The sequence below is a fragment of the Arthrobacter terricola genome, assembly GCF_004354015.1.
GTDB lineage: Bacteria > Actinomycetota > Actinomycetes > Actinomycetales > Micrococcaceae > Arthrobacter > Arthrobacter terricola.
In genome coordinates, this window is the sequence record NZ_SMRU01000002.1 from 182,215 (window position 1) to 208,079 (window position 25,865).

Annotated in this window: 26 protein-coding genes, 7 tRNA genes, 1 pseudogene and 1 riboswitch; of the genes and pseudogenes, 13 read left to right on the forward strand and 21 right to left on the reverse strand. The window is 63.9% G+C overall.

Going from position 1 to position 25,865, the window contains the following annotated elements; genetic code table 11:
* Positions 1-8: 8 nt before the first annotated feature.
* From trpC to hisI, 5 genes are all read right to left on the reverse strand, one after another.
* Complete coding sequence (gene trpC, locus E1809_RS02520; RefSeq protein ID WP_133202649.1) at positions 9-827, reverse strand: indole-3-glycerol phosphate synthase TrpC; 819 nt, start codon at positions 825-827, stop codon at positions 9-11.
* A gap of 2 nt (positions 828-829) precedes the next feature.
* Positions 830-1,102, reverse strand: coding sequence for an HGxxPAAW family protein (locus E1809_RS02525; RefSeq protein ID WP_133202650.1), 273 nt, complete (start codon positions 1,100-1,102; stop codon positions 830-832).
* Positions 1,103-1,192: 90 nt separating this feature from the next.
* Positions 1,193-1,798: a Trp biosynthesis-associated membrane protein gene (locus tag E1809_RS02530; protein ID WP_133202651.1), complete on the reverse strand. Its 606-nt coding sequence runs from the start codon at positions 1,796-1,798 to the stop codon at positions 1,193-1,195.
* Positions 1,795-3,375 (reverse strand): anthranilate synthase component I, encoded by a 1,581-nt coding sequence (locus tag E1809_RS02535; protein ID WP_133202652.1) that lies wholly within the window; start codon positions 3,373-3,375, stop codon positions 1,795-1,797. The genes E1809_RS02530 and E1809_RS02535 overlap by 4 nt, the downstream gene beginning before the upstream one ends.
* Positions 3,376-3,435: 60 nt before the next feature.
* Positions 3,436-3,876 carry a phosphoribosyl-AMP cyclohydrolase gene (gene hisI, locus E1809_RS02540; RefSeq protein WP_235835400.1) on the reverse strand — a complete coding sequence of 147 codons (441 nt, stop codon included), beginning with the start codon at positions 3,874-3,876 and terminating at the stop codon, positions 3,436-3,438.
* An 89-nt stretch (positions 3,877-3,965) separates the two neighbouring features.
* On the opposite strand from hisI, the gene E1809_RS02545 reads away from it, so the two are divergent.
* On the forward strand, positions 3,966-4,610 hold the full coding sequence (locus tag E1809_RS02545; protein WP_133202743.1) for a TIGR03085 family metal-binding protein: 645 nt from the start codon (positions 3,966-3,968) through the stop codon (positions 4,608-4,610).
* A 124-nt stretch (positions 4,611-4,734) separates the two neighbouring features.
* Here E1809_RS02545 and hisF read toward each other — a convergent pair whose 3' ends face one another.
* The 14 genes from hisF to E1809_RS02615 form a co-directional block, all read right to left on the reverse strand.
* Complete coding sequence (gene hisF / locus E1809_RS02550; protein ID WP_133202653.1) at positions 4,735-5,511, reverse strand: imidazole glycerol phosphate synthase subunit HisF; 777 nt, start codon at positions 5,509-5,511, stop codon at positions 4,735-4,737.
* A gap of 63 nt (positions 5,512-5,574) precedes the next feature.
* A complete protein-coding gene (gene hisG, locus E1809_RS02555; protein WP_133202654.1) occupies positions 5,575-6,435 on the reverse strand; it encodes an ATP phosphoribosyltransferase in 861 nt (286 codons plus the stop codon).
* 117 nt (positions 6,436-6,552) lie between these two features.
* Positions 6,553-6,816, reverse strand: coding sequence for a phosphoribosyl-ATP diphosphatase (locus E1809_RS02560; protein ID WP_018778638.1), 264 nt, complete (start codon positions 6,814-6,816; stop codon positions 6,553-6,555).
* Between the two features lie 157 nt (positions 6,817-6,973).
* Positions 6,974-7,459: a 6,7-dimethyl-8-ribityllumazine synthase gene (gene ribH, locus E1809_RS02565; RefSeq protein WP_133202655.1), complete on the reverse strand. Its 486-nt coding sequence runs from the start codon at positions 7,457-7,459 to the stop codon at positions 6,974-6,976.
* Between the two features lie 55 nt (positions 7,460-7,514).
* Positions 7,515-8,216 carry a GTP cyclohydrolase II gene (gene ribA / locus E1809_RS02570; RefSeq protein ID WP_133202656.1) on the reverse strand — a complete coding sequence of 234 codons (702 nt, stop codon included), beginning with the start codon at positions 8,214-8,216 and terminating at the stop codon, positions 7,515-7,517.
* Complete coding sequence (ribB, locus tag E1809_RS02575) at positions 8,213-8,908, reverse strand: 3,4-dihydroxy-2-butanone-4-phosphate synthase (protein ID WP_133202657.1); 696 nt, start codon at positions 8,906-8,908, stop codon at positions 8,213-8,215. Before ribB ends, ribA begins: the two co-directional genes overlap by 4 nt.
* Complete coding sequence (locus E1809_RS02580) at positions 8,905-9,543, reverse strand: riboflavin synthase (RefSeq protein ID WP_133202658.1); 639 nt, start codon at positions 9,541-9,543, stop codon at positions 8,905-8,907. The genes ribB and E1809_RS02580 overlap by 4 nt, the downstream gene beginning before the upstream one ends.
* Positions 9,543-10,691: a bifunctional diaminohydroxyphosphoribosylaminopyrimidine deaminase/5-amino-6-(5-phosphoribosylamino)uracil reductase RibD gene (ribD, locus tag E1809_RS02585; RefSeq protein WP_133202659.1), complete on the reverse strand. Its 1,149-nt coding sequence runs from the start codon at positions 10,689-10,691 to the stop codon at positions 9,543-9,545. Before ribD ends, E1809_RS02580 begins: the two co-directional genes overlap by 1 nt.
* Positions 10,688-11,386: a nicotinamide riboside transporter PnuC gene (gene pnuC, locus E1809_RS02590; protein ID WP_133202660.1), complete on the reverse strand. Its 699-nt coding sequence runs from the start codon at positions 11,384-11,386 to the stop codon at positions 10,688-10,690. Before pnuC ends, ribD begins: the two co-directional genes overlap by 4 nt.
* 84 nt (positions 11,387-11,470) lie before the next feature.
* Positions 11,471-11,625, reverse strand: a riboswitch (FMN riboswitch).
* Between the two features lie 81 nt (positions 11,626-11,706).
* Complete coding sequence (gene rpe, locus E1809_RS02595; protein WP_133202661.1) at positions 11,707-12,369, reverse strand: ribulose-phosphate 3-epimerase; 663 nt, start codon at positions 12,367-12,369, stop codon at positions 11,707-11,709.
* A gap of 82 nt (positions 12,370-12,451) precedes the next feature.
* On the reverse strand, positions 12,452-13,999 hold the full coding sequence (locus tag E1809_RS02600) for an RsmB/NOP family class I SAM-dependent RNA methyltransferase (RefSeq protein WP_133202662.1): 1,548 nt from the start codon (positions 13,997-13,999) through the stop codon (positions 12,452-12,454).
* Positions 13,996-14,916, reverse strand: a complete 921-nt coding sequence (gene fmt / locus E1809_RS02605) for a methionyl-tRNA formyltransferase (RefSeq protein WP_133202663.1) — start codon at positions 14,914-14,916, stop codon at positions 13,996-13,998. The genes E1809_RS02600 and fmt overlap by 4 nt, the downstream gene beginning before the upstream one ends.
* Positions 14,913-15,479 carry a peptide deformylase gene (def, locus tag E1809_RS02610; protein WP_133202664.1) on the reverse strand — a complete coding sequence of 189 codons (567 nt, stop codon included), beginning with the start codon at positions 15,477-15,479 and terminating at the stop codon, positions 14,913-14,915. Before def ends, fmt begins: the two co-directional genes overlap by 4 nt.
* A 51-nt stretch (positions 15,480-15,530) precedes the next feature.
* Positions 15,531-16,412, reverse strand: coding sequence for a cytochrome (locus E1809_RS02615; RefSeq protein ID WP_133202665.1), 882 nt, complete (start codon positions 16,410-16,412; stop codon positions 15,531-15,533).
* 152 nt (positions 16,413-16,564) lie between these two features.
* Here E1809_RS02615 and E1809_RS02620 point away from each other — a divergent pair, with 152 nt between their 5' ends.
* The 3 genes from E1809_RS02620 (at position 16,565) to acs (ending at position 20,594) form a co-directional block, all read left to right on the forward strand.
* Entirely contained in the window at positions 16,565-17,713 is a 1,149-nt protein-coding gene (locus E1809_RS02620; RefSeq protein WP_133202666.1) for a GGDEF domain-containing protein, read from the forward strand.
* Between the two features lie 172 nt (positions 17,714-17,885).
* On the forward strand, positions 17,886-18,608 hold the full coding sequence (locus tag E1809_RS02625) for an acetate uptake transporter (protein WP_133202667.1): 723 nt from the start codon (positions 17,886-17,888) through the stop codon (positions 18,606-18,608).
* Between the two features lie 6 nt (positions 18,609-18,614).
* Entirely contained in the window at positions 18,615-20,594 is a 1,980-nt protein-coding gene (gene acs, locus E1809_RS02630) for an acetate--CoA ligase (RefSeq protein ID WP_133202668.1), read from the forward strand.
* 71 nt (positions 20,595-20,665) lie between these two features.
* On the opposite strand, the gene E1809_RS02635 is transcribed toward acs, so the two are convergent.
* Positions 20,666-20,737, reverse strand: a tRNA-Val gene (locus tag E1809_RS02635).
* 262 nt (positions 20,738-20,999) lie between these two features.
* Here E1809_RS02635 and E1809_RS02640 point away from each other — a divergent pair.
* The 8 genes and pseudogenes from E1809_RS02640 (at position 21,000) to E1809_RS02675 (ending at position 23,603) form a co-directional block, all read left to right on the forward strand.
* Positions 21,000-21,072 (forward strand) — tRNA-Gly (locus E1809_RS02640).
* Between the two features lie 56 nt (positions 21,073-21,128).
* Positions 21,129-21,199: transfer RNA gene (locus E1809_RS02645), tRNA-Cys, on the forward strand.
* A gap of 40 nt (positions 21,200-21,239) precedes the next feature.
* Positions 21,240-21,314 (forward strand) — tRNA-Val (locus E1809_RS02650).
* A gap of 54 nt (positions 21,315-21,368) precedes the next feature.
* Positions 21,369-21,441: transfer RNA gene (locus E1809_RS02655), tRNA-Gly, on the forward strand.
* An 85-nt stretch (positions 21,442-21,526) separates the two neighbouring features.
* Positions 21,527-21,601, forward strand: a tRNA-Val gene (locus tag E1809_RS02660).
* A gap of 54 nt (positions 21,602-21,655) precedes the next feature.
* Positions 21,656-21,731 (forward strand) — tRNA-Gly (locus tag E1809_RS02665).
* 272 nt (positions 21,732-22,003) lie between these two features.
* Positions 22,004-22,216 (forward strand): annotated as a pseudogene (locus tag E1809_RS27955) (antitoxin).
* A gap of 172 nt (positions 22,217-22,388) precedes the next feature.
* Positions 22,389-23,603 (forward strand): benzoate/H(+) symporter BenE family transporter, encoded by a 1,215-nt coding sequence (locus E1809_RS02675; RefSeq protein WP_133202669.1) that lies wholly within the window; start codon positions 22,389-22,391, stop codon positions 23,601-23,603.
* Positions 23,604-23,632: 29 nt separating this feature from the next.
* Here the strand turns inward: E1809_RS02675 and zapE are convergent, their stop codons facing one another.
* Positions 23,633-24,670, reverse strand: a complete 1,038-nt coding sequence (zapE, locus tag E1809_RS02680) for a cell division protein ZapE (RefSeq protein ID WP_133202670.1) — start codon at positions 24,668-24,670, stop codon at positions 23,633-23,635.
* Between the two features lie 204 nt (positions 24,671-24,874).
* Between zapE and E1809_RS02685 the strand changes: the two genes are divergently transcribed.
* Positions 24,875-25,798 carry a sulfurtransferase gene (locus tag E1809_RS02685; RefSeq protein WP_133202671.1) on the forward strand — a complete coding sequence of 308 codons (924 nt, stop codon included), beginning with the start codon at positions 24,875-24,877 and terminating at the stop codon, positions 25,796-25,798.
* Positions 25,799-25,865: the final 67 nt, after the last annotated feature.

Sequence of the window (25,865 nt, forward strand, 5' to 3'; positions counted from 1 at the left end):
GGCTAGTCTCAGGTCCTGACTGCCATGGCAGCGGCTCCAGCTGCCTTGAATTCGCTGATGCGTTCCCGCGGAGTGGCGTCGCTCACGAGCGCCTCGCCGACCAGAATCGCGTGGGCGCCGTTGCTGGCGTAGTGTGCGACGTCGTCGGCGTTCCGCACGCCGGACTCCGCCACCACTACCGCTCCCGGAGGGATGCTCCCGGCGAGCGAGGCAAAAAGGGAACGGTCGACGTCGAGCGTCTTGAGGTTGCGGACGTTCACGCCGATGATCCGTGCCTGGGCCGCGGCCGCGCGCTCGATTTCCTCGGGCGTGTGCGTCTCCACCAGCACGTTCATGCCGAGCTCGTGGCTCAGTGCGCTGAATTCCTGCAGTTGCGCGTCGGAAAGCGCGGCGACGATCAGCAGGATGAGGTCGGCACCGTGGGCACGGGCCTCCCAGATCTGGTACTCCTCGACTGTGAAGTCCTTGCGCAGGAGCGGGATCCCGACGGCGGCACGCACTGTGTCCAGGTCCGCCAAGGAGCCATTGAAGCGCCGCTCTTCGGTGAGGACGCTGATCACGGATGCACCGCCGTCGGCGTACTGCCGCGCAAGTTCAGCGGGGTCTGCAATGCTGGCGAGGTCGCCCTTCGACGGGCTGCGCCGCTTGATTTCTGCGATGACCTTCAGATCGGCGCGGCTGGCCGACGGGCCACCCAAGGCGGCCCATGCGTCCAGCGCGGGAGCGGTGTCAGCCGCACGCGCTTTCAGTTCGTCAAGTCCGACGAGGTGGCGGCGTGCCTCCATGTCCTCCCTGACACCGACGACGATGTCATCCAGAACAGTCACAGTCAGTGGCCGGCGTTCTTCAGCTTGCTGCCGCCAACGCCGTAGCCGGCCTTGCGCATGGCCCAGCCCGCGAGCAGGCCGATTACCATGACCACCGCTCCGCCGATGAAAATGGGGGTACTGGCAATCACAAAGGCGATGGCGCAAACCAGTGCGCCAACCAGCATGACAATCACGCAGGTCCACGCTGCCGGGCTGTTGCCGTGGCCGATTGCGTCGCCGTGGCTCGCCTCGGTCGCCGGGGCATTGCTCGCGGACACAGTGGTTTTGCTCATGTGAAAATCTCCTCGGGATGAATACTGCTTACATTCTGCCATTTATTGGCGGTGCCCGGGACATCGTCCGACGTCACGGGCGGGTGAGTCTTACGTAGGATCTTCTCCGCGCGAGAGGCGGTCCCAACTGTCGATCTCGTCGACCGGTCCGGAACCCGCGGCGGCTGCCCGGGCCGCGACGTCGTATTTGGTGCGGCCCTTCCAATAGCGGCCAGCGAAAGGAAGCAGGCACCCGAACAACGCCAGCAGAACTGCGGCCACAAGCGCCAGGACAGGAAAGACCGTGAAAGACGCCCCTGCCTGTCCGCCTGAAATTCCGGTGGTTGCAGCGATCGTTCCTTGGGCCGCGGCAAGGGGCCCGGCGACCACGAGGGCGGCGGCCACAATGATGCCCGCCGAGGCGAGCACGACGATCGCGGCTATGACCCAACGCGACACCTTTCCGGCAATCGAGGATGCGAGGCCACCGGCCAGGGCCACGATCGCCAAGGCCGTGACGGCAGTAGCTGCCTTACTGCCTTGGACGTGGAGGTCTGCGCTTGCCGCGGCTGCGGGGTCGAGGCGTACGTCGATCCAACTTTGCGTCGTCGTCCCGACGACCGCGAGGGCGAGAAGCGCCAGGGCCAGGACAATGTTGGCCTTGCGTGCCCACAGCGGGGGCTTGGTGGCGGTGGAGCGGTGGCCGGCAGCAGTCACGAGGCAGGTTCTCCGTCGTCGGCGGGACCGGCGGACACTGCCTCCGGTGAGACATCGTGAAGCGATCCCGCGGTGTGTACGGCACGCAAGGGTGCTGCAGCCTTGTTGACGGATTCCAGCGCCTCAGTCGGCTTGTGCGAATCAGCCACAATTCCGCCGCCTGCCTGGACGTACGCCCGGCCGTCGCGCAGCAGCGCCGAGCGGATGGCGATTGCCATGTCCATGTCGCCCGCGAAGTCCAGGTACCCCACCACGCCGCCATAGATGCCGCGGCGGTGCGGCTCGAGTTCGTCGAGGAGTCGCAATGCGCGCGGCTTCGGCGCACCTGAAAGGGTGCCCGCCGGGAAGGTCGCCTTCAAGACGTCGTACGCCTTGGCGTCCGGGGCAAGCTCCCCCACCACGGTGGACACCAAATGCATGATGTGGCTGAACCGCTCGACTTCCATGAATTGCGTCACGTCAACGGTGCCGGCAACGCAGACCTTGGACAGATCGTTCCGGGAGAGGTCAACCAGCATCAAGTGCTCGGCGCGCTCCTTCTGGTCGGCAAGCAGCTCGGAAGCCAGAGCCTTGTCGGCTTCGACTGTCTTGCCTCGCGGGCGCGATCCTGCGATCGGGTGCGTGATCACCTCATTGCCGGTGACAGTGACCAAGGCTTCAGGAGAAGAACCGACAATCGTGTATTCCCGGCCGTCGGCATCTTCCAGGCTGAACAAGTACATATATGGGCTGGGGTTGGTGTTGCGCAGCACGCGGTAAACGTCGAGCGGATCCGCCGAACAGTCCATCTCGAAGCGGCGCGAGATAACCACTTGGAACACCTCGCCGTCGACGATCGCTTCCTTGCCGCGATCGATCGCGTTCAAGTACTCCTGCTCATCCCAACGTTCCTGCACGCTCGACGCGAAGTCGAGCGCGGCGGACTGCAGCACTGAGACCGGCTGCTTCACCGGAGTGCTGACTTGGTCGAGGAGCCGCTTAACCCGGGCAACGGCGTCGTGCCAGGCTTCGTCCACGCGCTCGGAGCTGTTGTCGAAATTGATCGCGTTGGCGATCAACAAAACGGTTCCATCCATGTTGTCGTGGACAGCCATGTCCGTGACCAGGTTCAAGGCGATCTCCGGCAAGTGGAGATCGTCCTCGGGCGGACTCGTCAGCTTCTCCCAGTGCCGGACCGTTTCCCACCCAAGGAAACCGACAAGTCCCGAGGTGAAGGGCGGCAGGTCCGGGAAGCGGTCGGTCTGCAAAGCGGCGACCGTGTCACGGACGGCATCCACGGGGCTTCCATCCACCGGCACGCCGACGGGCGGCTCACCGATCCAGTGCGCTTGGCCATCCTTGCTGGTCAGGGTTGCCCGTGAACGGGCTCCGATGAACGAGTAACGCGACCAGGCGCCACCGACCGCGGCCGATTCCAAGAGGAACGTTCCGGGTTGGCCTTGCGCCAGCTTGCGGTAAAGACCGATGGGGGTCTCGGCGTCGGCCAGTACCCTGAGCCGGACAGGAATGACCCGGTTGTGTGCGGCGAGTTCGCGGAACTCCTCCAGGCCCGGGGTGATGATTCCAAGGTCCTGCATGGTTTGTGTTCTCCGCCTCTTCTTGTGTGTGCTGCCTGAGTGAATTTCGGGTGTTGGGCGCTAGTCCCGCTCGCCTGTTACAGCTGCGAGGCTCCGGCCGTCGAAGCAAGTACGCGTACCGGTGTGGCAAGCGGCTCCGACCTGGTCGACGCGCACCAGGAGCGCATCGCCGTCGCAGTCCAGTGCCACCGACTTGACGTACTGGACGTGCCCGGAGGTATCGCCCTTGCGCCAGTACTCCTGCCGGGAGCGCGAGAAGAAGGTAACGCGCCCGGTAGTCAGGGTCCGGTGCAAGGCTTCATCGTCCATCCAGCCCAGCATCAGGACTTCGTTGGTGTCGAACTGCTGGATGATCGCCGCGACGAGGCCGGCGGAGTCGCGCTTCAGCGCGGTGGCCAGTTCCTCTGGGAGCGGACTACCGGATTCGACGACGAACCCCGCCGCGGGCGCGGCAAGGGTACTGGCGGAGTGACCGACTGGGGGTGTTGACTGCTCAGACATCAGATCAAGTCTAGTGCCTCTCCAAGAGCCGAAATTCAGCGGCGGTTCCAATGCGCAACGGAGCGCGTCTCGTGCTAGTTTCACAAGTGATGCATTTCGTCGAACCCTCCCGCGAAGTACTGGCCGAAACACTCCTGGCGGCCGGACCTGACTCCCCCACGCTCTGCGAAGGGTGGCTCACACGGGATCTCGCGGCGCATCTGTACTTGCGCGAGCGCAAGGCCGCAGTCGGAATCGGACTGCTCGTCAAGAGCCTCGCGAAGGCCTCAGACAAAGCCACGGCAAAACTGGCGGGCAAGCTCAAGACAGCGGAAGACTACGCCGAGTTGGTCAACACCTTCCGCTCCGGGCCGCCTCCTTTATCCCCCTTGAAAATCAAGGCCCTCGACGAGTCCTCCAACCTGATCGAGTACTTCGTGCACACGGAAGACATCCGTCGCGCAGGAGACCGTTGGGCACCGCGCGCGCTCGACGAAGAATACTCCGACGCCCTGTGGGATGAACTGATCAAGCGCGCCGCCATCCTCTACCGCGGCGTCGACCTCGGAATCGTGCTGGTCCGCCCCACCGGCCCGCGCCACGTCGCCAAACGCGCTCCCGTATCTGTCGCCATTGTGGGCGAACCGGGTGAGCTGTTAATGCATGCCCACGGTCGCACCCACCACGCCCTAGTGACCTTCGAAGGCCAGCCTGACGCCGTCGCGCTGCTCCAGTCGGCCGAAGTCGGACTCTAGGCAGCCTTCAAAACAGGAGCCGGCCCCTAGCTGGACCTTAAACGTCAACTGACCCGGTGTCCGGAACCCCGTGGGGCTCCGGACACCGGGTCAGTTTCGTGTGGCAGTGACCAACGGACAGTTACTAACGGACAAGGAAACCGGCGTCGCGGATCGCGGCCTTGACCTGGGCCATCATGTCGTCCGGTCCGAAGTGGAACACGGAGGCCGCCAGGACTGCATCTGCTCCGGCTTCGACTGCCGGCGGGAAGTGCGCCGGCTCCCCCGCGCCACCGGAGGCGATGATCGGAATCCGGACGGCTGCCCGGACGAGGCGGATGAGCTCGAGATCGAAACCATCCTTCGTGCCGTCGGCGTCAATCGAGTTCAGGAGGATTTCCCCGACTCCCCGGTCAGCGGCTTCCTTGGCCCAGGCGATCGCGTCGATTCCGGTGCCTTGACGGCCTCCGTGGGTGGTCACCTCAAAACCTGATGCCGTGGGCTCCGAGCCCGGCCGCGTACGCCTGGCATCCACCGACAACACGAGGACCTGCGAACCGAAGTGCCTGGTGATCTCGTCAATGACATCCGGACGCGCAACGGCCGCCGTGTTGATGGAGGCTTTGTCCGCGCCGAAGCGAAGGAGCTTGTCCACCTCTGCAACGCCGCGCACTCCCCCGCCGACCGTCAGCGGAATGAAGACCTCTTCGGCCGTGCGGCGGACGACGTCGAAAGTGGTTTCCCTGTTGCCGGACGATGCGGTGACGTCGAGGAACGTGAGTTCGTCGGCACCCGCGTTGTCATAGCGATGGGCCAGTTCAACGGGATCGCCGGCGTCACGGAGGCCCTCGAAATTGATGCCTTTGACCACACGGCCCGCATCGACGTCAAGGCACGGGATGACCCGGACTGCTACAGCCATTGCTACTCCTGGATTCGTCTCGTGTGTTCTTCGCCGTACGGCTTATCGCCGTCAATCGGCAGGTCAGATGCGGCAGGCGTGGATGCTGCTGACCAGGATGGCTCGTGCGCCGAGGTCATAAAGCTCGTCCATGATCCGGTTGGTTTCCTTCTTCGGCACCATTGACCGCACCGCAACCCAGTCGGAGTCGCGCAGGGGCGATACCGTGGGCGACTCGAGGCCAGGGGTCAACGATGCCGCTTCCTCGACCAGGTCCTTGCGGATGTCGTAGTCCATCAGCACGTACTGGCGGGCCACAAGAACGCCTTGCAGGCGCCGGATGAGGACGTCGATTTCCTTCGCCGTGCCATTCGCGGCACCGCCCTCGCCAGTGCGGCGGATCAGGACGGCCTCGGACTTCAGGATCGGCTCGCCGAAGATTTCCATGCCGGCTGCCTTCAGCGTGTTTCCGGTCTCAACGACGTCGGCAATCGCGTCTGCGACGCCGAGCCGGACAGACGATTCCACGGCGCCGTCGAGCCGGACGACCTTGGCTTTGACACCGCGCTCGGCGAGGTAGTCCCGCAGGAGGCCGTCGTAGCTGGTCGCCAAGCGCTTGCCCTCGAGCTGCTCGACGCCGCTGAAGTCACCGACCGGGCCGGCGAAGCGGAACGTCGAGGCAGCAAAACCGAGCGGAAGCAACTCTTCGGCTTCGACTTGCGCGTCGAGCAGGAGGTCGCGGCCCGTGATGCCGACGTCGAGGGTTCCTTGGCCGACGTAAACCGCGATGTCGCGGGGACGGAGGAAGAAGAACTCAATGTCGTTGTCCGGATCCACCATGACCAGCTCGCGGGAATCGCGGCGTTGGCGGTATCCGGCCTCGGACAGCATTGCGGAGGCGGCTTCTGATAGGGATCCCTTGTTGGGGACGGCTACTCGCAGCATTATGGGGACTTTCTTGGGAATGGAAGGGGAAGTTTCAAACAATCAAGGGCTCGGGGCCACGCTGAAAGCCTGCGTACGGTCCTGTTTCGGAGGTGGATCGCAGCGGGGCGGACGTGGCTAAAGATGCTTGTAAACGTCTTCCAGGCTCAGACCCTTGGCGAGCATCAGGACCTGAAGGTGGTAAAGCAACTGGGAAATTTCCTCGGCTGCGGCTTCATCGGACTCGTATTCTGCCGCCATCCAGACTTCGGCTGCTTCTTCCACGACCTTCTTGCCGATGCCATGGATTCCGGAGTCCAATTCGGCGACGGTGCGGGAGCCTGCCGGACGGGTCGCTGCCTTTTCGCTGAGTTCGGCGAACAGCGTCTCGAAATTCTTCACGCCCTACAGCCTACTTGCTCCGGGCAGCTGACCGCCTGTCGGGACTTTGAATGACGAAAGGGATGTGATCGAACGCACAATAATGCTCCCGGCTCGACGCTTCGCACGTGGTAGCGATGCCGCCAACGAAGGCCGCCACATCCCTTTCGTCGACCGCTTAGCTGTATTGCTTGAGGGTCAAGGCCGTGGCCAGCGCCGCGGTGACGGCCTCGTGGCCCTTGTCTTCCGAGGACCCTTCGAGACCGGCACGGTCCAGGCCCTGCTGTTCGGTATCGCAGGTCAGTACTCCGAAGCCGACCGGCACGCCGGTGCGAACGCTCACGTCGGTGAGGCCCGACGTCGCAGCCTGACACACATAGTCGAAGTGCGGTGTGCCACCGCGGATGACCACGCCCAGCGCCACCACAGCGTCAAAGTGCGGGGCGAGGCGCGCGGCGGCGACGGGAAGCTCGAAGGAGCCCGGAACGCGCAGCACAGTCGGCTCGGCGATGCCGGCTTCCTTGGCCGCGCGCAAGGCTCCGTCCAGGAGCCCGTCCATGATCTGGGTGTGCCAGCTGGCTGCAACGATGGCGAGCTTAAGTTCTCGGGTGTCCTCCGGATTGAGGGTGGTCAAGTCGATGGTGGGGGCGCCGTGTCCGCTCATGGGTGTGCGATAGTCCGTTCGTTGTGGGAGTGCAGCTCAGTCTTGAGGATGCGCTTCAGTCTTGTTCGTGCTCGAAGGTCGTGGCAATGGCATGGCTGCCCGCGGGCTCGGTTTCGCCAAGCGTCAGGCGATGGTCCATGCGGTTCTTCTTGGTTTGCAGGTAGCGCAGGTTCTGTTCACGGGACGGAACCTCGGTGGGAACCATCTCGACAACCTTCACGCCTGCCTGGGCCAGCCGGTTCTGCTTATCCGGGTTGTTGCTCAGGAGACGGATCTCATGAAGGCCCATTTCGGCCAGGATCTGGGCGGCGGCCTTGTAGCAGCGCGCATCGACCGGGAGGCCTAATTGTTCGTTGGCTTCCACGGTGTCGAATCCGGCTTCCTGAAGGGCGTAGGCCTTGATCTTGTTCGCCAGGCCGATGCCGCGCCCTTCCTGGCCGCGCAGATAGAGCAGGGTGCCGCCTTCTTCGGCGATGAGCTCCAACGCGTACGCGAGCTGTTCACCGCAATCGCAGCGGTAGGAGCCGAAAACGTCGCCTGTGAGGCATTCGGAATGCAAGCGCACCAAGGGGGCCCTGCCTGGCCGGTGGGCGACGGGAGAACTCACCGCCAAATGCTCGACGCCGGTCACGAGGTCGGTCCAAGCTTGGGCCACGAACTCGCCGAAAGCGGTGGGCAATTGGACTATCGGGCCACCGCTCACCGGATGGGGTGCACGTGCCGCGCTGCCGCCGTCGTGCTTTGTCGATGTGGTCATCGCTGCTCCTCGTCTACTGCCGGAATTGCCGCCTGGTCCCCGCCTTCCGAAGCCGCTACGTAAGCTACGAGGTCCTCTATCGAGATCAGAGGACACCCGTGCTCGGCAGCGAACTCCCGGAGGCTGTCCAGCCGCATCATTTCACCGTCGTCATGCACCAACTCGGCGATCACGCCTACCGGGGCAAGGCCTGCAAGCCGGCACAGGTCAACCGCCGCTTCCGTGTGCCCCGGACGTTCACGCACTCCCCCTTTAACGGCCCGGAGCGGAAAAATATGCCCGGGCCGGGTAATGGACGACGGAGTGCTGCTGGGATCGGCAAGGATCCGCGCCGTCAAGGCGCGGTCGGTGGCCGAAATGCCGGTGCTCACTCCGATAGCCGCGTCACAAGACACAGTGTAGGCAGTGCCCTTGGCGTCCTCGTTGACTGAGACCATCGGGGGAAGTGCGAGTGCGTCGGCCCGGGCGCCCTCAAGGGGAACACAGATGACACCGGAGCTGTAGCGGATCGTCCAGCCCATGAGGGCCGGCGTCGCATGCTCCGCGGCAAAGATGATGTCGCCTTCGTTCTCGCGGTCCTCGTTGTCAACCACAATGACGGGTCGTCCTGCCGCCATCGCCTGGACGGCCGCTTCGACGGGATCCAGGCCTTGTCGCACCGCGGTGGTGCCCTGGTTATGTTCGGCACTCACAGTGCGGCCTCCTCTGCCTGTGCGGTCGGGCGGAAGGACAACAGCCGCTCAGTGTACTTGGCGAGCACGTCGACTTCGAGGTTTACCCGGCCTCCTGCGGCTTTTGCGCCGAGACCGGTTTCATCCAGAGTGGTGGGAATGAGGCCCACTTCAAACCACGGATTGGCTTCAGCCGCCGGGCTGACTGCCGTAACGGTGAGCGAAACGCCGTCGACGGCGATCGATCCTTTTTCGGCGATGTACCGGGCCAACGGGGCCGGGACGCCGAACCGGAGACGATCCCAGTTTCCGAGGGATTCACGCTCGAGAAGCTCGCCCACACCGTCCACGTGCCCTTGGACGACGTGGCCGTCCAAGCGGCCACCCGCCTCGACACAGCGCTCAAGATTGACTGCATCGCCGGCAGTGAGTTCGCCGATAGTGGTGCGTACGAGGGTCTCGCCCATGACGTCGACGCTGAATTCCTGGCCGTCGATTTCCGTGGCGGTCAGGCATACTCCGTTGACGGCGATGGAGCCGCCCAGTGCGAGGCCTTCCGCGGTGGTAGGTGCCTTCAGGCGCAGGGTCGCGCTCGTCCCGCCCTCGTGTTCGACGGACAGGACCGTGCCTTGTTCAGCGACGATTCCGGTAAACATCAGTGTCCTCCTGTGGTGGAATCCGTGGCATCCTTGCCCGGAAGTGGCTTGTTGTGGTCGCGGGACGTGCTCCACGCGGGGTTGTTTTCGTCAGCTGGTCCGGAACGCAGGTGCAAGCGAAGGTCCCGCCCCAGGGCATGGACCGAACCGCCGCCGGCGTCGTCCCAGGTCCAATGCTGGGCTTCGGCCAGGGTCGAAATTCCGAGGTCCCCCAAGGCAGCTTTGCCTGCACCGAGAAGGGTCGGCGCGAGATAGATGATCATCTCGTCCACAAGTCCGGCCGCGAGGAACGCACTGAGGATGCGGGATCCACCCTCCACCATGACGTGGCGGACGCCCTCGGCGAAAAGCAGCTCCAGAGCTTCCGCCGGCTCCCGGGTGCGCAGATGGACGAATCTGCCATCCGTTCCTCGCATGGCGGCATCGGCGGGAATGTCCCTCAATCCCATGACCGCCCTTAGGGGCTGGCTTTCGGATTCCCGGCCATCGAGCTCCCGGGCCGTCAAGCGGGGGTTGTCCACCCGGACTGTTTCCGTGCCCACCAGGATCGCGTCGATCAACCTGCGCAAACCATGGTTGTCGGCAAGGGATTCCGGGCTTGAGATCCACTGGCTCGTCCCGTCCGTGGCCGCAATCCTGCTGTCAAGGGTCTGGGCGATGTGGAGCGTGACGAACGGACGCCTGGCCCTGACCGCGGCAAACCACTCACGGTTCAGCGCGTGAGCATCCTCGGCGCTGAGGCCGGACTGCACGTCGACGCCGGCCGCCCGCAACGTGCGGGCACCGCCTGCGGCACGGTCATGGGGATCGTCGACGGCGTAGACCACACGCGAGATTCCGGCGTCGATAATGGCCTGCGCGCAAGGGCCGGTCCTGCCGGTGTGGTTGCACGGCTCCAAGGTGACCACCATGGTGGTGCCGCGAAGGTCAACCCCCTTTGCTTGCGCGTTGTTGATGGCGTCCGCCTCTGCGTGGGCGCTGCCCGCGCCACGGTGGTAGCCCGTGACCAACTGCTTCCCGCCTGCTCCGAGGACAACGGCTCCGACCAACGGATTGGCACCCCTGTGTCCCCTGAGCGCGACGTGCAACGCGGTTTCCATGGCCTCTGATTCGGCTGTTGAGAAGGCCAAGTTAAAGGACTCGTTCATTGCAAGGCTCCAGCCGGTGCAGGCTCGAGGCCACCGATTCGCGATGTGCGCTCACGTCGATCAGCCCGCCACCACACGAAGAATCCAGCCAGCGTGAAGAAACCGTAAAACAGGTACATGAAGGCGCTGGCGAAGTAGCCCGCGCTGAATAGGAGCGGTACTCCAACGATGTCCACGGCAACCCAGATGAGCCAGAACTCGGTCCAACCGCGCGCCATTCCGTAGGTGGCCAGTAGCGACCCCATGAACGTCCAGGCATCCGCCCACACTGGCGGATAGGAGCCCAGCGAGGCGAAGAGCGGGGTCAGTGCCGCAGTTCCGGCGAACATGGCTGCCACCAAAAGGATTCGAGCAGCCGGACTCGCCCAGCCCGGCACGATGGCCCGGTTTTGGGAAGCCGATCGAAGGCCCTGCCTCCAGCGGTACCAGCCGTAAACGGCGACACCGATGAACATGACTTGCCGTCCGGCTTGACCCCACAGGGTTGCCGGAGAAGCCGTACCGAAGACGTTGCCGAGGAATACCGTGAGCAGGAGCAGATTGCCCGCGATGCCAATAGGCCATGCCCAGACTTTGCGGCGCATGCCGCCCAAGGCGCTGGTGAGCCCGAAGATGTTGCCTAGCACTTCACGAAGAACCAAAACAGATCCGCCAACGGGAATCTGTGCTTCGAAGAGCCATCGCAGAAAGTCCATGCCGTTCCTTCCCTCGAATGCCGCGATGGCTCCGGGGGTGTACGACAGCTTAGGACCAGGCGCACAAGGCGCCGAGCCAAGACTGTACGTGCTTCTCCCATCCAGACTTTAACTGTCGGTACTGGAATTCCACCAGTTCAACCGTCCGCCCTCGCGGCTCCTTTGCAGGAACCACAATGGCTCGCGGGTCGCGGACTATGACCGCCGGTTCGGAATTACACCGACCCCGGAGCACGTAATGTGTGTTTGCTATTGTGCCACAACCGGCGGCATGGACAATGTATTCCCCCGCCTCACTGCAGCCGCGTGCGTCATTATCGTCACATTGCACCAACACCGGCTGCACGCAACCGGTCGATGGCCGCAGCGGGGTCGTCATGGCCGTAGACGGCGGATCCCGCAACGAAGACGTTCGCACCTGCCTCGGCCGCCCGGACAATGGTCTCCTCGGTGACGCCCCCATCAACCTGCAAGGCGACGCCGATGCCGGAACCGTCAATGGCAGCCCGTGCCCGCCGGATTTTCGGCAACGTGATGTCCAGGAAGGACTGCCCCCCAAAGCCGGGCTCGACCGTCATGATGAGGAGCATGTCCAGTTCGCCAAGCATGTCCAAGTACGGTTCCACGGCCGTGGCCGGGCGGAGCGCCATCCCCGCCTTCGAGCCGCGGGCGCGCAGTTCGCGGGCGAGCTTGACGGGAGCGATCGCAGCTTCGGCGTGGAACGTCACTGAAGCCACGCCAGCGTCCGCGTAGGACGGCGCCCAGCGGTCGGCGTCGGCGATCATCAGGTGGGCATCCAGCGGAACCGGGCTGACTGCCTGGATCCGTTCCACGACGGGCAGGCCGAGTGTCAGGTTCGGGACAAAGTGGTTGTCCATCACGTCCACGTGCACGGCGTCGGCGTTGCTGATCCTTTTCAGCTCGGCTTCCAGGTTCACGAAGTCCGCGGAAAGGATGCTCGGGTTGATGCAGCACTGGGTCAAGGCAGTTCCCTCTGGGTTGGTGTCGGTCTCGCGGTTCCAGCTTAGGCGCGGGCGGCGGTCGGCCAGGGATGGCCGCTGAACGTTACGGTTTCTTCCTCAGGAGCGCCAGGAACATCGCGTCCGTACTGTGCACGTGCGGCCAAAGTTGGGCTGTCAACTCGTGCCCGGCGCCGAGGCTTCCGGTGAGGCTCACGGCATCCAAGGCGGCTCCGGCGTCGATCTGTTCCACGTCGGTCCGCTTGCGCAAGACATCGTCCACGACGGCGGTGGTCTCCGCCGGGTGCGGCGAACAGGTGACGTAAGCCACCACCCCGCCGGGCTTCGCGGCGTCGATGGCCGAGTTGAGTAGTTCACGCTGCAAGGGACCGAGATCGGCGAGGTCCTTGGGCGTCCGGCGCCAACGCGACTCAGGCCGGCGTCGCAGCGCGCCGAGGCCACTGCACGGAACGTCTGCAAGGACCCGGTCGAACGTCCCCGGCTGCTCCTTGCCGACGTCGCGCCCGTCGCCGACGCGAACGGTCCACGTGTCGCCGGGAACTGCCCCGAGGGCCTGGCGGACCAGTTTCGCCCGGTGTTCTGCTGGTTCATTGGCCAGGAGGGTCGCCCCCTCCTGGCGGGCGAGCGCGGCAAGAAGCGCGGCTTTGCCGCCGGGGCCGGCGCAAAGGTCCAGCCACTTCTCGCCCGTCCCAGGCGCGGATCCGAGCTCGACTCCGACGACGGCGCGCGCGACCAATTGGGATCCGACATCCTGGACCCGCGTGGTGCCCTCGCGGATGGATGACATACGGCCGAGGTCGCCTCCGCTGGACAATGCGGAATCTGCGACGAGTTCGCCAGCCGTAGCACCGTTTTCGAAAGCTTCGTCGAGGTTGCCTATTCCCGGCAGAGCCACGAGGTTCACTACCGGGGCGGCGTTGTCGGCGTCGAGCAATTCAGTGATTTCGTTTGCCGGGCGGCCATGAGCGACGAGCGACTGGCGCAGCGCCCTGACAATCCATTCCGGGTGCGCGTGGCGGACCGAAGCGATCCTTGTCTCGTCCGATTCGTCCTCCAGGAGGTAATCGAGCCACTCCGGCAACGACCTCGCGCTGACCCTTCTCAGCACGGCGTTGATAAGGGAGGACGGACCGGCTCCGATGACGGCACGGGCCAAACCGACGGTCTGGTCCAAGGCGGCATGGGCAGGGACGCGCATGGCAAGCAACTGATGCGCGCCAAGGCGGAGCGCATCCAGGATCGCGGGATCGAGCTTCGAGAGCGGTCGGTCGACGCATTTCGCGAGCACGGCGTCGTAAGTGCCCTGGCCGCGCAAAGCCCCGTAGCTAAGTTCAGTGGCAAAGCCGGCATCGCGTTTGTCGAGATGGTGGTGGCGGATCCGCGCGGGCAACACCAGGTTCGCGTACGCATCTTCCGAGGCGACTGCGCGCAGGACCTCGAACGCCACCAACCTCGCGGGATCGGCCCGGCGGGTCCGCTGGGAGGGAGCATTGGCCGAGAAACCACGCTGCGGGCCCCGGTTGCGTTCGCGGCCTTGGGCGTTGCGATGGCTTTCGCCGCGGGCACCGCGGCTGTTGTGCCCGTCCCCACGGTTTCCGCCGGTATTCGGGCCGCGCCGGCCTGACTCATTCATTCAAACTCCACATTTTCCGGTGTTGCCAAACCACGGGCCCAATCGGCCGACGGCATCATTTTCTTGCCCGCAGGCTGGATCCGGCCAAGCTGCACCGCATGGGATCCTGTGCCGACCAAAACGTTCCGGCCCTCAGCCCTGACGTGGCCCGGCGCGAGGTCGCGGACATCGGGGCGCATGGCCACGGGTTCCAGCTTGACCCGTTGCCCATCCAGCATGGTCCATGCCCCCGGCTCCGGTGTGACACCGCGGGACCGTCGGTTGATCGCGAGGGCCGGTTGCCTCCAGTCGAGCCGGCCGTCGTCGAGCGTCAGCTTCGGGGCGAGTGAGACGTCACCGAACTGGGGCTGGGGAGCCGCCTTGCCGGCGTCGATGGCGGAGAGCGTCTGGCTCAACAAGACAGCGCCACTACGCGAAAGCCGCTCCAACAAATCTCCAGCGGTGTCTTCCGGACGCACGGTTTCGGTCAGGGTCCCGAAGACAGGTCCGGTATCCAGCCCCTCTTCCAGGAGGAAGGTCGCAGCACCCGTGACGTCGTCACCTGCGATCACCGAGCGCTGCACCGGTGCCGCGCCCCGCCAAGCCGGAAGCAAGGAAAAGTGGAGGTTGATCCAGCCATGGCGCGGCACTCCGAGTGCGGCCATCGGAATGAGCCCGCCGTATGCGACTATCGCGGCAACATCGGGCTGATAAGCGGCGATCCGCTCCGTGACGCCGGCATCCACCTTTGAGGCATGGATGAGGTCGATGCCGAGCTCCGAGGCCCGTGCGGCAACCGGAGACGGTGTCATGATCCGCTTTCGACCGGTGGGCGCATCCGGCCTGGTCAGCACGGCAACAACCTCAAAACCGGCCCCGATCAAAGCCTCGAGCGATGGAACGGCAACCGCGGGAGTGCCGGCGAAGAGCACCCTCACTCGGCAACCCCGAAGCTGCCGAAGCTCGACGCAACTGTCGTGGCGCGCTTGGCCGTGGTTTGTTCGGTGACCGAGTGGTAGTTCGCTGCCCGGATCGCCCTCAACGCGGTTTTCCGGTCCTCCCCTTCCAAACGGTCCGTGAAGAGGATTCCGTCGAGATGGTCAGTCTCATGCTGGAAGCACCGCGCGAGCATGCCTTCCGCCTCGATGGACACCGGGTTGCCGTTGAGGTCGACGCCGGTGGCGCGAGTGGTCTGGCGACGGCGGACCGGGAACGCGAGGCCCGGAATGGAGAGGCAGCCCTCCACCTCGTCCGGTTGGAATTCTTCGCTGTTCTCCAGGACAGGGTTGATGATGTGGCCTTCCACCCCGCCAATACGGTAGGTGAAGACCCTTTGGCTCACGCCGATCTGGGGGGCCGCGAGGCCCGCGCCGTCCACGTCTTCCATGGTTTCGGTCATGTCCGACACAAGTTTGGCCAGCTCAGGTCCGAATTCCGTGACTGGCTCGGCAACCGTGCGGAGCACGGGGTCGCCGATGATACGGATACTCAATATGGCCATCTGCTGTCTTTCCTCACGATCGGCAAAACTTCGACCCCCGCAACGAGGGAGCTAAGCCAGTTTAGTTGAGCCTGCCACTGCGGCGGCGGCAGGGTACGACGGCGGAGCAACCGGGAGCAGGGCTGTTCCCGCCGAGGAGACGTCGGCCGACATTTCCCACACCCTCTTCAGGGCGCAGAACTTCCACCAGTAATGCTTGAGGACATCCGGATTGGCCCGTTGCGGACGCACTTCGGTTTCGCCGATGGCTACGGCAAGCAGGATCGGATTCTCTCCGTATTGCCAGGGTTCCCACTCCCCTGCCACGGGATCGACAAGGCTCTCTTCCGCCTTCATGCCCGCCACCAATTGCATGACCACTTTGTTGTCGAGGGGCTTCACGGTTCCATCGCGCGTTGTCCCCTTGGTCTTGTAATCGATGAGGCACACACGGCCGCCGATCTTGGCGACGAGGTCCAAGGTGCCCGCGTAGCCGACGCTCGCGTTCCACACCGTGATCTCCGGAGCGATCGGTTCAACCCGATACAACTCCCACCATTCGTCGAACCGGGCGGCAAAGGCTTCCTCGCCGTTCGATACGAGTTCGGCGCGTGCTTCGTCCACCCGGTGCGGACGTCCGAGTGCGCGAAGGGCGACCTGCTCGCAATAGCCGTGGACCCGGTCGCCGCGACGGGCGGCATCGTCCCTATAGACTTCGGCTGCCTTGGCCGCTCTATTGACTGCTTGCCGCATCTTCGCCGGGCTGGAGAGATGCTGCGGGAGTTCCGGGTCCTTCGCGAGGCTGCTGGCCCCCATGTAACCGAACCAACCATCCAGGTCATGGGCCTGCTGCCCGATCACCGTGGTGATGGACGGCACCGAGAAGGTTTCCGAAGTGGACCGGGCATACATCCGGCCGTACTCGGTGGCATGGGCAAGCAGTGGATCTGTCATAGGAAAACTCTTTCACATACCCCTGACAGTGAACGGCCTGGCCACTGCTCCGCCGCTACGCGTGTAACGAATGGGGCTGTCGTGAATGATGGGGCGCATTGTTCGACGAGCGATGCCATAATTGGTCTCGTCTTTGGCTACGGGAGCGAATAATGGTCCTCGATATAACAACGCTGCGAGTTGCACTTGGCGTGGTCGCTCTCACCTTGCTCTTGCTGTTCTACGCATCCTTCCGCCGAACACGATCGGCCTACAACGGCTGGTGGTGCATCGCCCTTCTGTTCTTCCTTACGGGGAATTCCGCGTTCCTCCTTAACGGGACGCCACACCAGGTGTGGGCGAACCCGTCCGGAAACGCTTTGCTCGTTGGAGGAGCATTCAGCGTCTGGGCCGGTGCGAGGTCCCTGCGGATGCTCCCGGCACCCCGATGGCGACTCGCCGCCGCGTGCGCCGTAACGGTGTTCGCTTCGCTCCTGGACACACCGGGCACCAACACCTGGTCCGGAGGGCTCGCGTACCTGGGGTTCATGACCGTAGGAATCGGCCTTGCTTCGCTGGATCTTTGGCGCCTGGATTCCAGTTACTCCCATGTCCACAAATCCATGGCCATAGCCGCCGGGTTCCTCGCCACCTACTATTTCGGCCGCTGGGTGCTGTTTCTCGCGGAAGGACAATCGGGACCGGATTTCCGGCTGTACTTCGGCCCGTCCATTGCAAGCCTGGTCACATTGGTACTGCTTGTCGCTGTCTCCTTCAGCATGACCGCGCTCAGCAACGACCAACTGATCAACGGGCTCAGCGAACGCGCCGCCCGCGACAACCTCACGGGCCTGCTTAACCGCGGCACTTTCCTGGACCTAGCCGCCAAGGAATTGAAGCGCCTGCATGCGACGGGATCCATTGCCTCCTTGATCCTGGCCGACCTTGACCACTTCAAAGCCATCAACGACGTCTACGGACACGCGGCCGGCGACGCCGCCCTCAAGGCGTTTGCCCATGCCTGTACCGAATCCGTGCGGGCCACCGACGTCGTCGGGCGATACGGCGGCGAAGAGTTCATCCTGCTCCTGCCCGGAGCGACGCAGGAACGGGCCGAGAGCATCGCGGCCGACATCAGCCGAGCCCTGGCAGCCACCGAAAGCCTCGACGACATGCAGCTTCCGACCGTCAGTTATGGAGTCGCTTCAAGTCCCGCCGACGCTGTCGACCTCACCACGATGATCGCGGCCGCGGACGCTGCTTTGTACGAGGCAAAATCGCTGGGAAGGAACCGCGTGGTGAGGGCGGGACGGCGCGCGTGATGCCTGCGGAATGGCCGCTAACAGCCATCACTAGAGGGGCAATTTATGTGACTTGCATCACATAGCATAGTGACCTTCGCCACAATCTCCGAGAAGTATTGCCTTGCCAAGCTAGGTGTACTCTGGTATACGTCACCAGCGATGGTGCTGGTGCGGACCAAGGAGTCGTACCATGAGTGTCGAATCAACTTCCGCAGCGGGAACTTTCCCGACAGGGAGCGGTCGCAGGGCTGAAACGCCCGTACCAACACAAAGCAACACAGCATCGACCCAGGCAGGCGCCGATCCTGCGGCACTTGCGCAAAGCACAGTATCGACCCAGGCAGCCACGGGTTCTGCATTCGCCGATCCTGCGGCACTTGGCCTGGGCGCCTTTGCCATGACCACATTTGTGTTGAGCGCAATAAACGCGGGACTCATTCCCAAAGCGGACGAACCGGTAGTGCTCGGACTAGCCCTGTTCTACGGCGGCATCGCCCAATTCGGCGCCGGCATCTGGGAATTCGCAAACCGCAACGTCTTCGGCGCTACGGCATTCTGCTCATACGGTGCATTCTGGTTGTCCTTCTGGTTCTTGAGCCAGTTCACGGCGGCAAACCTTCCTGCCGCCGACGCCGGCAAGGCAGTCGGCCTCTACCTTCTCGGCTGGGCAATCTTCACGGCGTACATGACCATTGCTTCATGGCGCGTCAGTATGGGCGTCTTCGCCGTCTTCGTCTTCCTGACGCTTACTTTCATCGCCCTGTTCATCGGCGCATTCACGGCGGCAAGCGGATTGACCATGCTGGGTGGCTGGCTGGGTATCATCACCGCCCTCATTGCCTGGTATTGCTCGCTCGCGGTAGTGGCAAACTCCACCTTCAAGCGGACCGTGCTTTCGGTGGGGCGTCGGTGACGGGCTATGGCCACCCAGCCAGACGCTTCTGAGGAGACACTCGCAAACCTCCTGCACGAACACCGGCGCTTTCCACCGGACGCCGGATTCACAGCGCAAGCCAACGCCACGTCGTCGGACTATGAAGCGTCCGCCAGCGACAGGCTGGCATTCTGGGCACAACAAGCACGGCGGCTGGACTGGTCGCACGAATGGACGCAGGTCCTGGACTGGTCGAACGCACCGTTCGCCAAGTGGTTCGTGGGAGGCAGGCTCAATGCTGCCACCAACTGCCTGGACCGGCACGTCGCGGCCGGGCGCGGCGACAGAGTGGCTTACTACTTCGAAGGTGAGGGCGGAGACACCCGGACCATCACCTATGCCCAGCTCACGGACATGGTCTGCCAGGCCGCGAACACCCTGACTGATCTGGGGGTCAAAGCCGGCGACCGTGTGGCTATCTACATGCCCATGATTCCGGAGACCGTGGTGGCAATGCTCGCGTGCGCGCGGATCGGAGCTCCACACACGGTGGTCTTCGGCGGATTCTCCGCAGATGCCCTCCGAACGCGGATCCACGATTGCGACGCGCGGATCGTGGTCACGTCCGACGGCGCCTACCGCCGCGGGAAGGTTGTCGGGCTGAAATCCGCCGTCGACGAAGCCTTGCTGGACTGTCCCGATGTCCGCAGTGTCCTAGTGGTGCGACGCACAGGGCAGGACATCGACTGGACGCCCGGCCGGGACATCTGGTGGCACGACTCGGTGGACCAAGCGTCGACCGAACACCATGCCGAAGATTTCGACGCCGAACATCCCCTCTACGTGATGTACACCTCGGGGACCACGGGCAAGCCCAAAGGCATCCTCCACACGACTGGCGGCTACCTCACCCAATGCTCCTATACCCACTGGGCTGTCTTCGACCTGAAGGCGGAATCGGACATTTTCTGGACCGCCGCGGACATCGGCTGGGTTACCGGGCACAGTTACATCGTGTACGGCCCCCTGGCCAACGGAGCCACTTCCGTGTTGTACGAGGGAACGCCGGACACTCCCCACCAGGGCCGCTGGTGGGAAATCGTCGACAAATACAAAGTTTCGATCCTCTACTGCGCGCCGACCGCCATCCGCACGTTCATGAAGTGGGGCGCACAGATCCCGGCCAAATACAGCCTCGGCAGCCTGCGCTTGATCGGCACGGTCGGCGAACCGATCAACCCCGCTGCATACATCTGGTACCGCGAGAACATCGGGCACAACCGGACCCCGGTGGTGGACACGTGGTGGCAGACAGAGACGGGATCCATCTTGGTCAGTCCCCTGCCCGGAGTTACGGCGGGCAAGCCGGGCGCCGCCATGAAGGCGCTTCCCGGGATCGTGGCCGACGTCGTGGACGACGCCGGAAGCCCCGTCCCTGACGGGGCAGGTGGCTACCTCGTCCTGCGGGAACCGTGGCCCTCCATGCTGCGCACTATATGGGGCGACGACGACCGCTACGTCGATACCTACTGGTCGCGCTTTCCGGGCCTCTACTTCGCCGGGGACGGGGCGAAGAAGGACGAAGACGGAGATATTTGGCTCCTGGGCCGGGTGGATGACGTGATGAACGTTGCCGGGCACCGGCTTTCGACGACGGAAATCGAGTCGGCCCTTGTTTCCCACGCGAAAGTCGCGGAAGCCGCCGTCATCGGGGCCTCCGACGAAACCACCGGCCAGGCAATCGTTGCCTTCGTCATCCTGCGCAGCGAAGCGGGCGACGGAGGACCTGAGGTTGTCCAGGAGCTCCGCGACCATGTAGCGAAGGAAATCGGCAAGATCGCTCGACCGCGCCAGATCATGGTGGTGCCGGAACTGCCGAAGACCCGTTCCGGGAAGATCATGCGACGGCTGCTTAAGGACGTAGCCCAGGACCGGCCGATCGGTGATGTCACCACCCTCGCCGATTCCTCGGTGATGGACCTCATCAAGGCGGGCATGCCCAGCGATGCGGAGCGTCGACACTAGCCCGGGCTGTCGAAGCTAGCCGGAACCAAAGAACCCCTCCAGCAAACTTGCTGGAGGGGTTCTTTTCTCGGTGGGCGATACTGGGTTCGAACCAGTGACCTCTTCGGTGTGAACGAAGCGCGCTACCACTGCGCCAATCGCCCGTGCACAAGAAGACTAACCGACCCCGGCCGGAATTCAAAAATCGGGAAAACGCGCGAACAACGGCCGGCGCAAACCACACAACGATTACCCGCGAATCACACGCGTGTAACTCAAAAAATCCGCGCAATTGCAAGGAACTCGAGCCCTCGCCGCCCCGCGGGGAAGAATCGATTTGGAGTTTCCCGGAACCTCCTATAGAGTTTTTACTCGTCGGAAAGCGACGGAATGCCCCCTGCGGGCAGGTCGCTGAACAAAGACTATGCGGACGTAGCTCAGCTGGTAGAGCACCACCTTGCCAAGGTGGATGTCGCGAGTTCGAATCTCGTCGTCCGCTCGCAGGACACTGTCACGGCATGGACTTCTTGGATCCACCAGGAATCGTGCTTGCACGGTGGGTTGGCCGAGAGGCGAGGCAGCGGCCTGCAAAGCCGTATACACGGGTTCGAATCCCGTACCCACCTCGGTGAAAACCTTGGTTTCCGGTCCAGACCGGTTTGCTTTGGGCGATTGGCGCAGCGGTAGCGCGCTTCCCTGACACGGAAGAGGTCACTGGTTCGATCCCAGTATCGCCCACCAGAGCAAGGCAACTTGCTTGTTGATGTACGCCCGGCAATAGCTGGCAAGCATCATGCGGACGTAGCTCAGCTGGTAGAGCACCACCTTGCCAAGGTGGATGTCGCGAGTTCGAATCTCGTCGTCCGCTCGCTTGTTCACGGCCCACCACAGGGCCGTTTTTCAAGTCCGGATCTTTAAGTATCCGGAACCAGACCGGCCCAGCAGCCGGATCCGGGCGATTGGCGCAGCGGTAGCGCGCTTCCCTGACACGGAAGAGGTCACTGGTTCGATCCCAGTATCGCCCACCAAAGCAAGGCAACTTGCTTGATGATGTAGGCCGGGAAGCACCGGTCGGGCATCATGCGGACGTAGCTCAGCTGGTAGAGCACCACCTTGCCAAGGTGGATGTCGCGAGTTCGAATCTCGTCGTCCGCTCCATAAAAACGTTTTACGCAGCGTCTCTTCGGAGCCGCTTTTTGTGTTTCCGGCCGCTTTCTGCGTTTTCGGGCCACTTTTTGTTACCAGGAAGAATCGGGGCGGCTGGCCCGCTTCCTCGCCGGCGTCTTTCCCATCAAGGCCGAGCCCGGCTACTCCCCGCCAACAGGTTCCCTGATAGCGAAAGCCTTTCGTTCGGGAAGTCCTTGGCACCCCCGGGGTCCGGAGTTAGGATCGAAAACGGAGGAGCGAACTGGCTCCGCGACTGAAGGGAGGTGCCCGTGGGATTAATTGACGATCTGAAGGGCAAAGCTCAGGACCTCATTGGTGGTAATGAAGAAGCCATCAAGGACGGCATCGAATAAGGTCGGAGATTTCATCGACCATAAGACCGGCGGAAATTCGCCGGGCAAGTAGGTGCAGTTCAAGGTGCCGCTTCTGATTTCGTGGGCAACCTCGAAGGTGACGCAAGCAAGGCTTCGGCCTGAAGCTCCCTCCACGGATGAGGCTCCACATCCGGACTCTCCGGATTGAGCGCCTGGAACAGTAACGTCAACGGGGCACCGGTCCCGCCGCGAGGCGACGCCGGTGCCCTCGGCGTTTAATCGGGGCGTTTAATCGGCCGGTGCAGGTGCCGCACCTCCGGTAACGTGAGGGATTATGCCAGCGTCACCCCTCGACACTCGACAACCGCGTAAATCGCGTTCCCCTCAGCTCTCCCGTCCCCTCGTCGCCGGGATCGTCACGGCGCTGGTCGGATTCACTTCCTCCTTCGCCGTCGTCCTCGCCGGGCTCAAGGCTGTCGGGGCGTCGCAGGAGCAAGCCGCGAGCGGCCTCCTCGCGCTCACCCTCACCTTCGGGGTCGGCGTCCTTTGGCTTTCGTGGCGCTCCCGCCTTCCGGTCACGCTCGCGTGGTCGACGCCGGGCGCCGCATTGCTCGCCAGCGCGGGGCTGCCCGACGGCGGGTGGCCGGCCGCCGTCGGCGCCTTCCTGATTGCCGGGGTGCTGATCGTCCTGACCGGCCTTGTTCCGCCGCTCGGCAGGCTGATGGAGATGATACCGACTGCACTTGCACAGGCGATGCTCGCCGGCGTGCTGTTGTCCCTCTGCCTTGCCCCGTTCAAGGCGCTTGGCACCGCTCCCCTGCTGGTTGCCCCGGTGATCCTGAGCTGGCTCATTATGATGAAGTTCGCTCCGCGCTGGTCGGTGCCTGCGGCCCTCATAGTGGCCCTTGGCGTCATCGGGATCTACATCGCAGCCAATGGCGTGGCTATCCCTGGCAACCGGCTCCTGCCGGAACTGCACTGGACGACGCCGTCATTCACTTTCGGCGCGGCCTCCGGCATCGCATTGCCGCTGTTCGTGGTGACCATGGCGTCCCAGAACATTCCCGGAACGGCTGTACTCAAGTCGTTCGGCTATGCGGTCCCGTGGCGTCCGTCCATGCTGGTGACGGGCGCGGGCACCGTTCTTGGGGCTCCCTTCGGCGGGCATGCGATCAACCTTGCCGCGTTGAGTGCAGCTCTGGCCGCGGGAGACGAAGCGGGCGAGGACCGGAGCCGGCGTTGGATCGCAGCCTTCACCTCGGGTTTGGCATACCTTGTGCTCGCGGCGTTTTCCGCAGCCCTCGTGACCGTCGTCGCCGCCGCGCCCCCGGGCCTTTTGGAGGCAGTGGCGGGTCTGGCCCTCCTGGGCACAATGGCCTCGGCAATTGCGTCAGCATTGGCGGTCGCAGAGGAACGGATCGGCGCCTCCGTAACCTTCCTGGTAGCTGCCTCGGGCCTCAGCTTCGGCGGAATCGGTGCCGCGTTCTGGGCGCTTGCCGCCGGAATCCTGGTGCGCTGGGTCCTCAAGCCCCGGGAATCACTGAAGTAGGAGCCACGCCGCCCCAGGATGATTCGTGTTCAGGACGGTTCGTGGACTTGGCCTTCGCGCGCCAGAGCCGTGAGGCGGGAGACAGCGCGGAAGTACTTCTTCATGTACCCGCCGGTCATCATGTCCTCGCTAAAGAGCTTGTCGAACGGAACTCCGCTGGCGAGGATCGGGACGTCTTTGTCGTACAAACGGTCCGCGAGGACCACGAACCGCAAGGCGACGGCCTGCTCGGTGATCGTTTCGACGTCGCGCCAGACCACTCCGTCGATCCCGTCGATAAGCTTGCGGTAACGGCTGGGGTGAACGCCGGCCAGATGGTCGATCAGGCCCCGGAAATCATCCACGGCAACGGTCTGGCCGTCGAACTCCGCTTGCATGCGGTGCTTCAGTTCGTCTGTTTTCAATGGGGCGGGGGCGGCGGGCAAGCCGCGGTGGCGGAAGTCTTCGCCGTCGATCCGGACGACGTCGAACTGGTCCGCGAGGACTTGGATTTCCCGCTGGAAATCGACGGCGGCAAAACGGCCTTCGCCCAACGAACCCGGCAGGGTGTTGGACGTGGCAGCGAGCTTGACGCCGGCGTCGGCGAGTTCGCGCATGAGGCGGGACATCAGCACTGTATCGCCCGGGTCATCAAGCTCGAATTCGTCGATGCACACCAATTTGTAGCTGCTCAACGCTTCAACCGTCTTGCGGAAGGACAGCGCGCCCACGAGGTTGGTGTACTCGACGAACGTTCCGAACGCCTTCGGCCCCGGAGCGGAGTGCCACAGCGAAGCGAGGAGGTGGGTCTTACCGACGCCGAATCCGCCGTCGAGGTATATCCCCGCCCGCGCGCTGGCCTTCTTTCCGAACAGACGCTTGAACAGCCCTTCGCCGTCGCTTGAGCCAACTGTTGCCCCGAACGCCTCAAGAGCCTTGACAGCTTCCGCTTGGCTCGGCTGGTTCGGATCCGGCCGATAGCTCGTGAAAGAAACGTCACCGAACCGCGGCGAAGGATGGAAACCCTTGAGGATCTCATCCACTGAGATCGCCGGGGTTCGCGCTGCGAGCTGTTCGATTTGTACCAAGGTGGTCCGTTCTTCGTGTCTTAAGTCCCCAGCAAGAATACCGGGCAATGCCACAGCACCGGCGGACACGTGATGAAGGACATATGTCACCATGTGAACCGCAGGAAGCGATAGTTTTGCGGCCTCGATAATGTGGGGTTCATGCCGGGCAACGGAACACGCCCAAGGCCCGGCGCCGACCGTTATCTGTGAAAGGCCATACCAATGTCCTACCCCGTTGAACAGAACGAGAAGTTCGCCGCTTATGCCCACCCCGAGCGGCTTGTGTCTACCGAGTGGCTTGCCGCAGCTATTGAAGCCGGCGCCCTCAATGACGGCACCCTGGTTGTTGTCGAATCCGACGAAGATGTCCTGCTGTACGAAACCGGCCACATTCCCGGTGCGGTCAAGATCGACTGGCACACGGACCTGAATGACGAAGTCACCCGGGACTACGTGGACGGCGAGGCTTTCGCGGCGCTGGCATCGGCCAAGGGCATCTCCCGCGACACCACCGTGGTGATCTACGGCGACAAGTCCAACTGGTGGGCCGCCTACGCCCTCTGGGTCTTCACGCTGTTCGGCCACGAGGACGTCCGGCTCCTGGACGGCGGCCGTGACAAGTGGATCGCCGAAGGCCGCGAAATCACCACCGACGTCCCGCAGCCCTCGACCGGCGAGTACCCCGTCGTCGAGCGCAACGACTCCCCGATCCGCGCCTTCAAGGACGACGTCCTCGCTCACTTGGGCAAGCCGCTGATCGACGTCCGTTCGCCGGAAGAGTACACGGGTCAGCGGACGCACATGCCGGCCTACCCGGAAGAAGGCGCGCTGCGCGGCGGCCACATCCCCACCGCGGCATCCATTCCGTGGGCCCGCGCCGCGGCTGAGGACGGCACGTACCGCAATCGCGCCGAACTGGAGGCCCTGTACCTTGGCGAAGCAGGCCTCACCGAAGGTGACGACGTCGTGGCGTACTGCCGCATCGGCGAGCGTTCCAGCCACACCTGGTTCGCCCTGAAGTACTTGCTCGGTTTCGACACCGTCCGCAACTACGACGGTTCGTGGACCGAATGGGGCAACGCCGTGCGCGTACCGATCGCCAAGGGAGCCGAACGCGGCTCCGTCCCGGCCTTCGTCGGAAAGTAGGGCCCGCGCTCCTGGGCCCCGCCATATTACGGGATCCGGGGACTACGTGCCCCGGATCTGCGTAAGC

What these genes read in the sequence shown, in the direction of transcription:
- hisF (WP_133202653.1), bottom strand. Translation starts at nt 5,511, where the DNA reads ATGGCTGTAGCAGTCCGGGTCATCCCGTGCCTTGACGTCGATGCGGGC.
- E1809_RS02545 (WP_133202743.1), top strand. Translation starts at nt 3,966, where the DNA reads ATGCATTTCGTCGAACCCTCCCGCGAAGTACTGGCCGAAACACTCCTG.
- E1809_RS02685 (WP_133202671.1), top strand. Translation starts at nt 24,875, where the DNA reads ATGTCCTACCCCGTTGAACAGAACGAGAAGTTCGCCGCTTATGCCCAC.
- E1809_RS02625 (WP_133202667.1), top strand. Translation starts at nt 17,886, where the DNA reads ATGAGTGTCGAATCAACTTCCGCAGCGGGAACTTTCCCGACAGGGAGC.
- E1809_RS02615 (WP_133202665.1), bottom strand. Translation starts at nt 16,412, where the DNA reads ATGACAGATCCACTGCTTGCCCATGCCACCGAGTACGGCCGGATGTAT.
- ribD (WP_133202659.1), bottom strand. Translation starts at nt 10,691, where the DNA reads ATGAACGAGTCCTTTAACTTGGCCTTCTCAACAGCCGAATCAGAGGCC.
- def (WP_133202664.1), bottom strand. Translation starts at nt 15,479, where the DNA reads ATGGCCATATTGAGTATCCGTATCATCGGCGACCCCGTGCTCCGCACG.
- hisG (WP_133202654.1), bottom strand. Translation starts at nt 6,435, where the DNA reads ATGCTGCGAGTAGCCGTCCCCAACAAGGGATCCCTATCAGAAGCCGCC.
- ribA (WP_133202656.1), bottom strand. Translation starts at nt 8,216, where the DNA reads ATGACCACATCGACAAAGCACGACGGCGGCAGCGCGGCACGTGCACCC.
- E1809_RS02620 (WP_133202666.1), top strand. Translation starts at nt 16,565, where the DNA reads ATGGTCCTCGATATAACAACGCTGCGAGTTGCACTTGGCGTGGTCGCT.
- E1809_RS02580 (WP_133202658.1), bottom strand. Translation starts at nt 9,543, where the DNA reads ATGTTTACCGGAATCGTCGCTGAACAAGGCACGGTCCTGTCCGTCGAA.
- E1809_RS02675 (WP_133202669.1), top strand. Translation starts at nt 22,389, where the DNA reads ATGCCAGCGTCACCCCTCGACACTCGACAACCGCGTAAATCGCGTTCC.
- E1809_RS02535 (WP_133202652.1), bottom strand. Translation starts at nt 3,375, where the DNA reads ATGCAGGACCTTGGAATCATCACCCCGGGCCTGGAGGAGTTCCGCGAA.
- E1809_RS02600 (WP_133202662.1), bottom strand. Translation starts at nt 13,999, where the DNA reads ATGAATGAGTCAGGCCGGCGCGGCCCGAATACCGGCGGAAACCGTGGG.
- E1809_RS02525 (WP_133202650.1), bottom strand. Translation starts at nt 1,102, where the DNA reads ATGAGCAAAACCACTGTGTCCGCGAGCAATGCCCCGGCGACCGAGGCG.
- hisI (WP_235835400.1), bottom strand. Translation starts at nt 3,876, where the DNA reads ATGTCTGAGCAGTCAACACCCCCAGTCGGTCACTCCGCCAGTACCCTT.
- acs (WP_133202668.1), top strand. Translation starts at nt 18,615, where the DNA reads ATGGCCACCCAGCCAGACGCTTCTGAGGAGACACTCGCAAACCTCCTG.
- pnuC (WP_133202660.1), bottom strand. Translation starts at nt 11,386, where the DNA reads ATGGACTTTCTGCGATGGCTCTTCGAAGCACAGATTCCCGTTGGCGGA.
- ribH (WP_133202655.1), bottom strand. Translation starts at nt 7,459, where the DNA reads ATGAGCGGACACGGCGCCCCCACCATCGACTTGACCACCCTCAATCCG.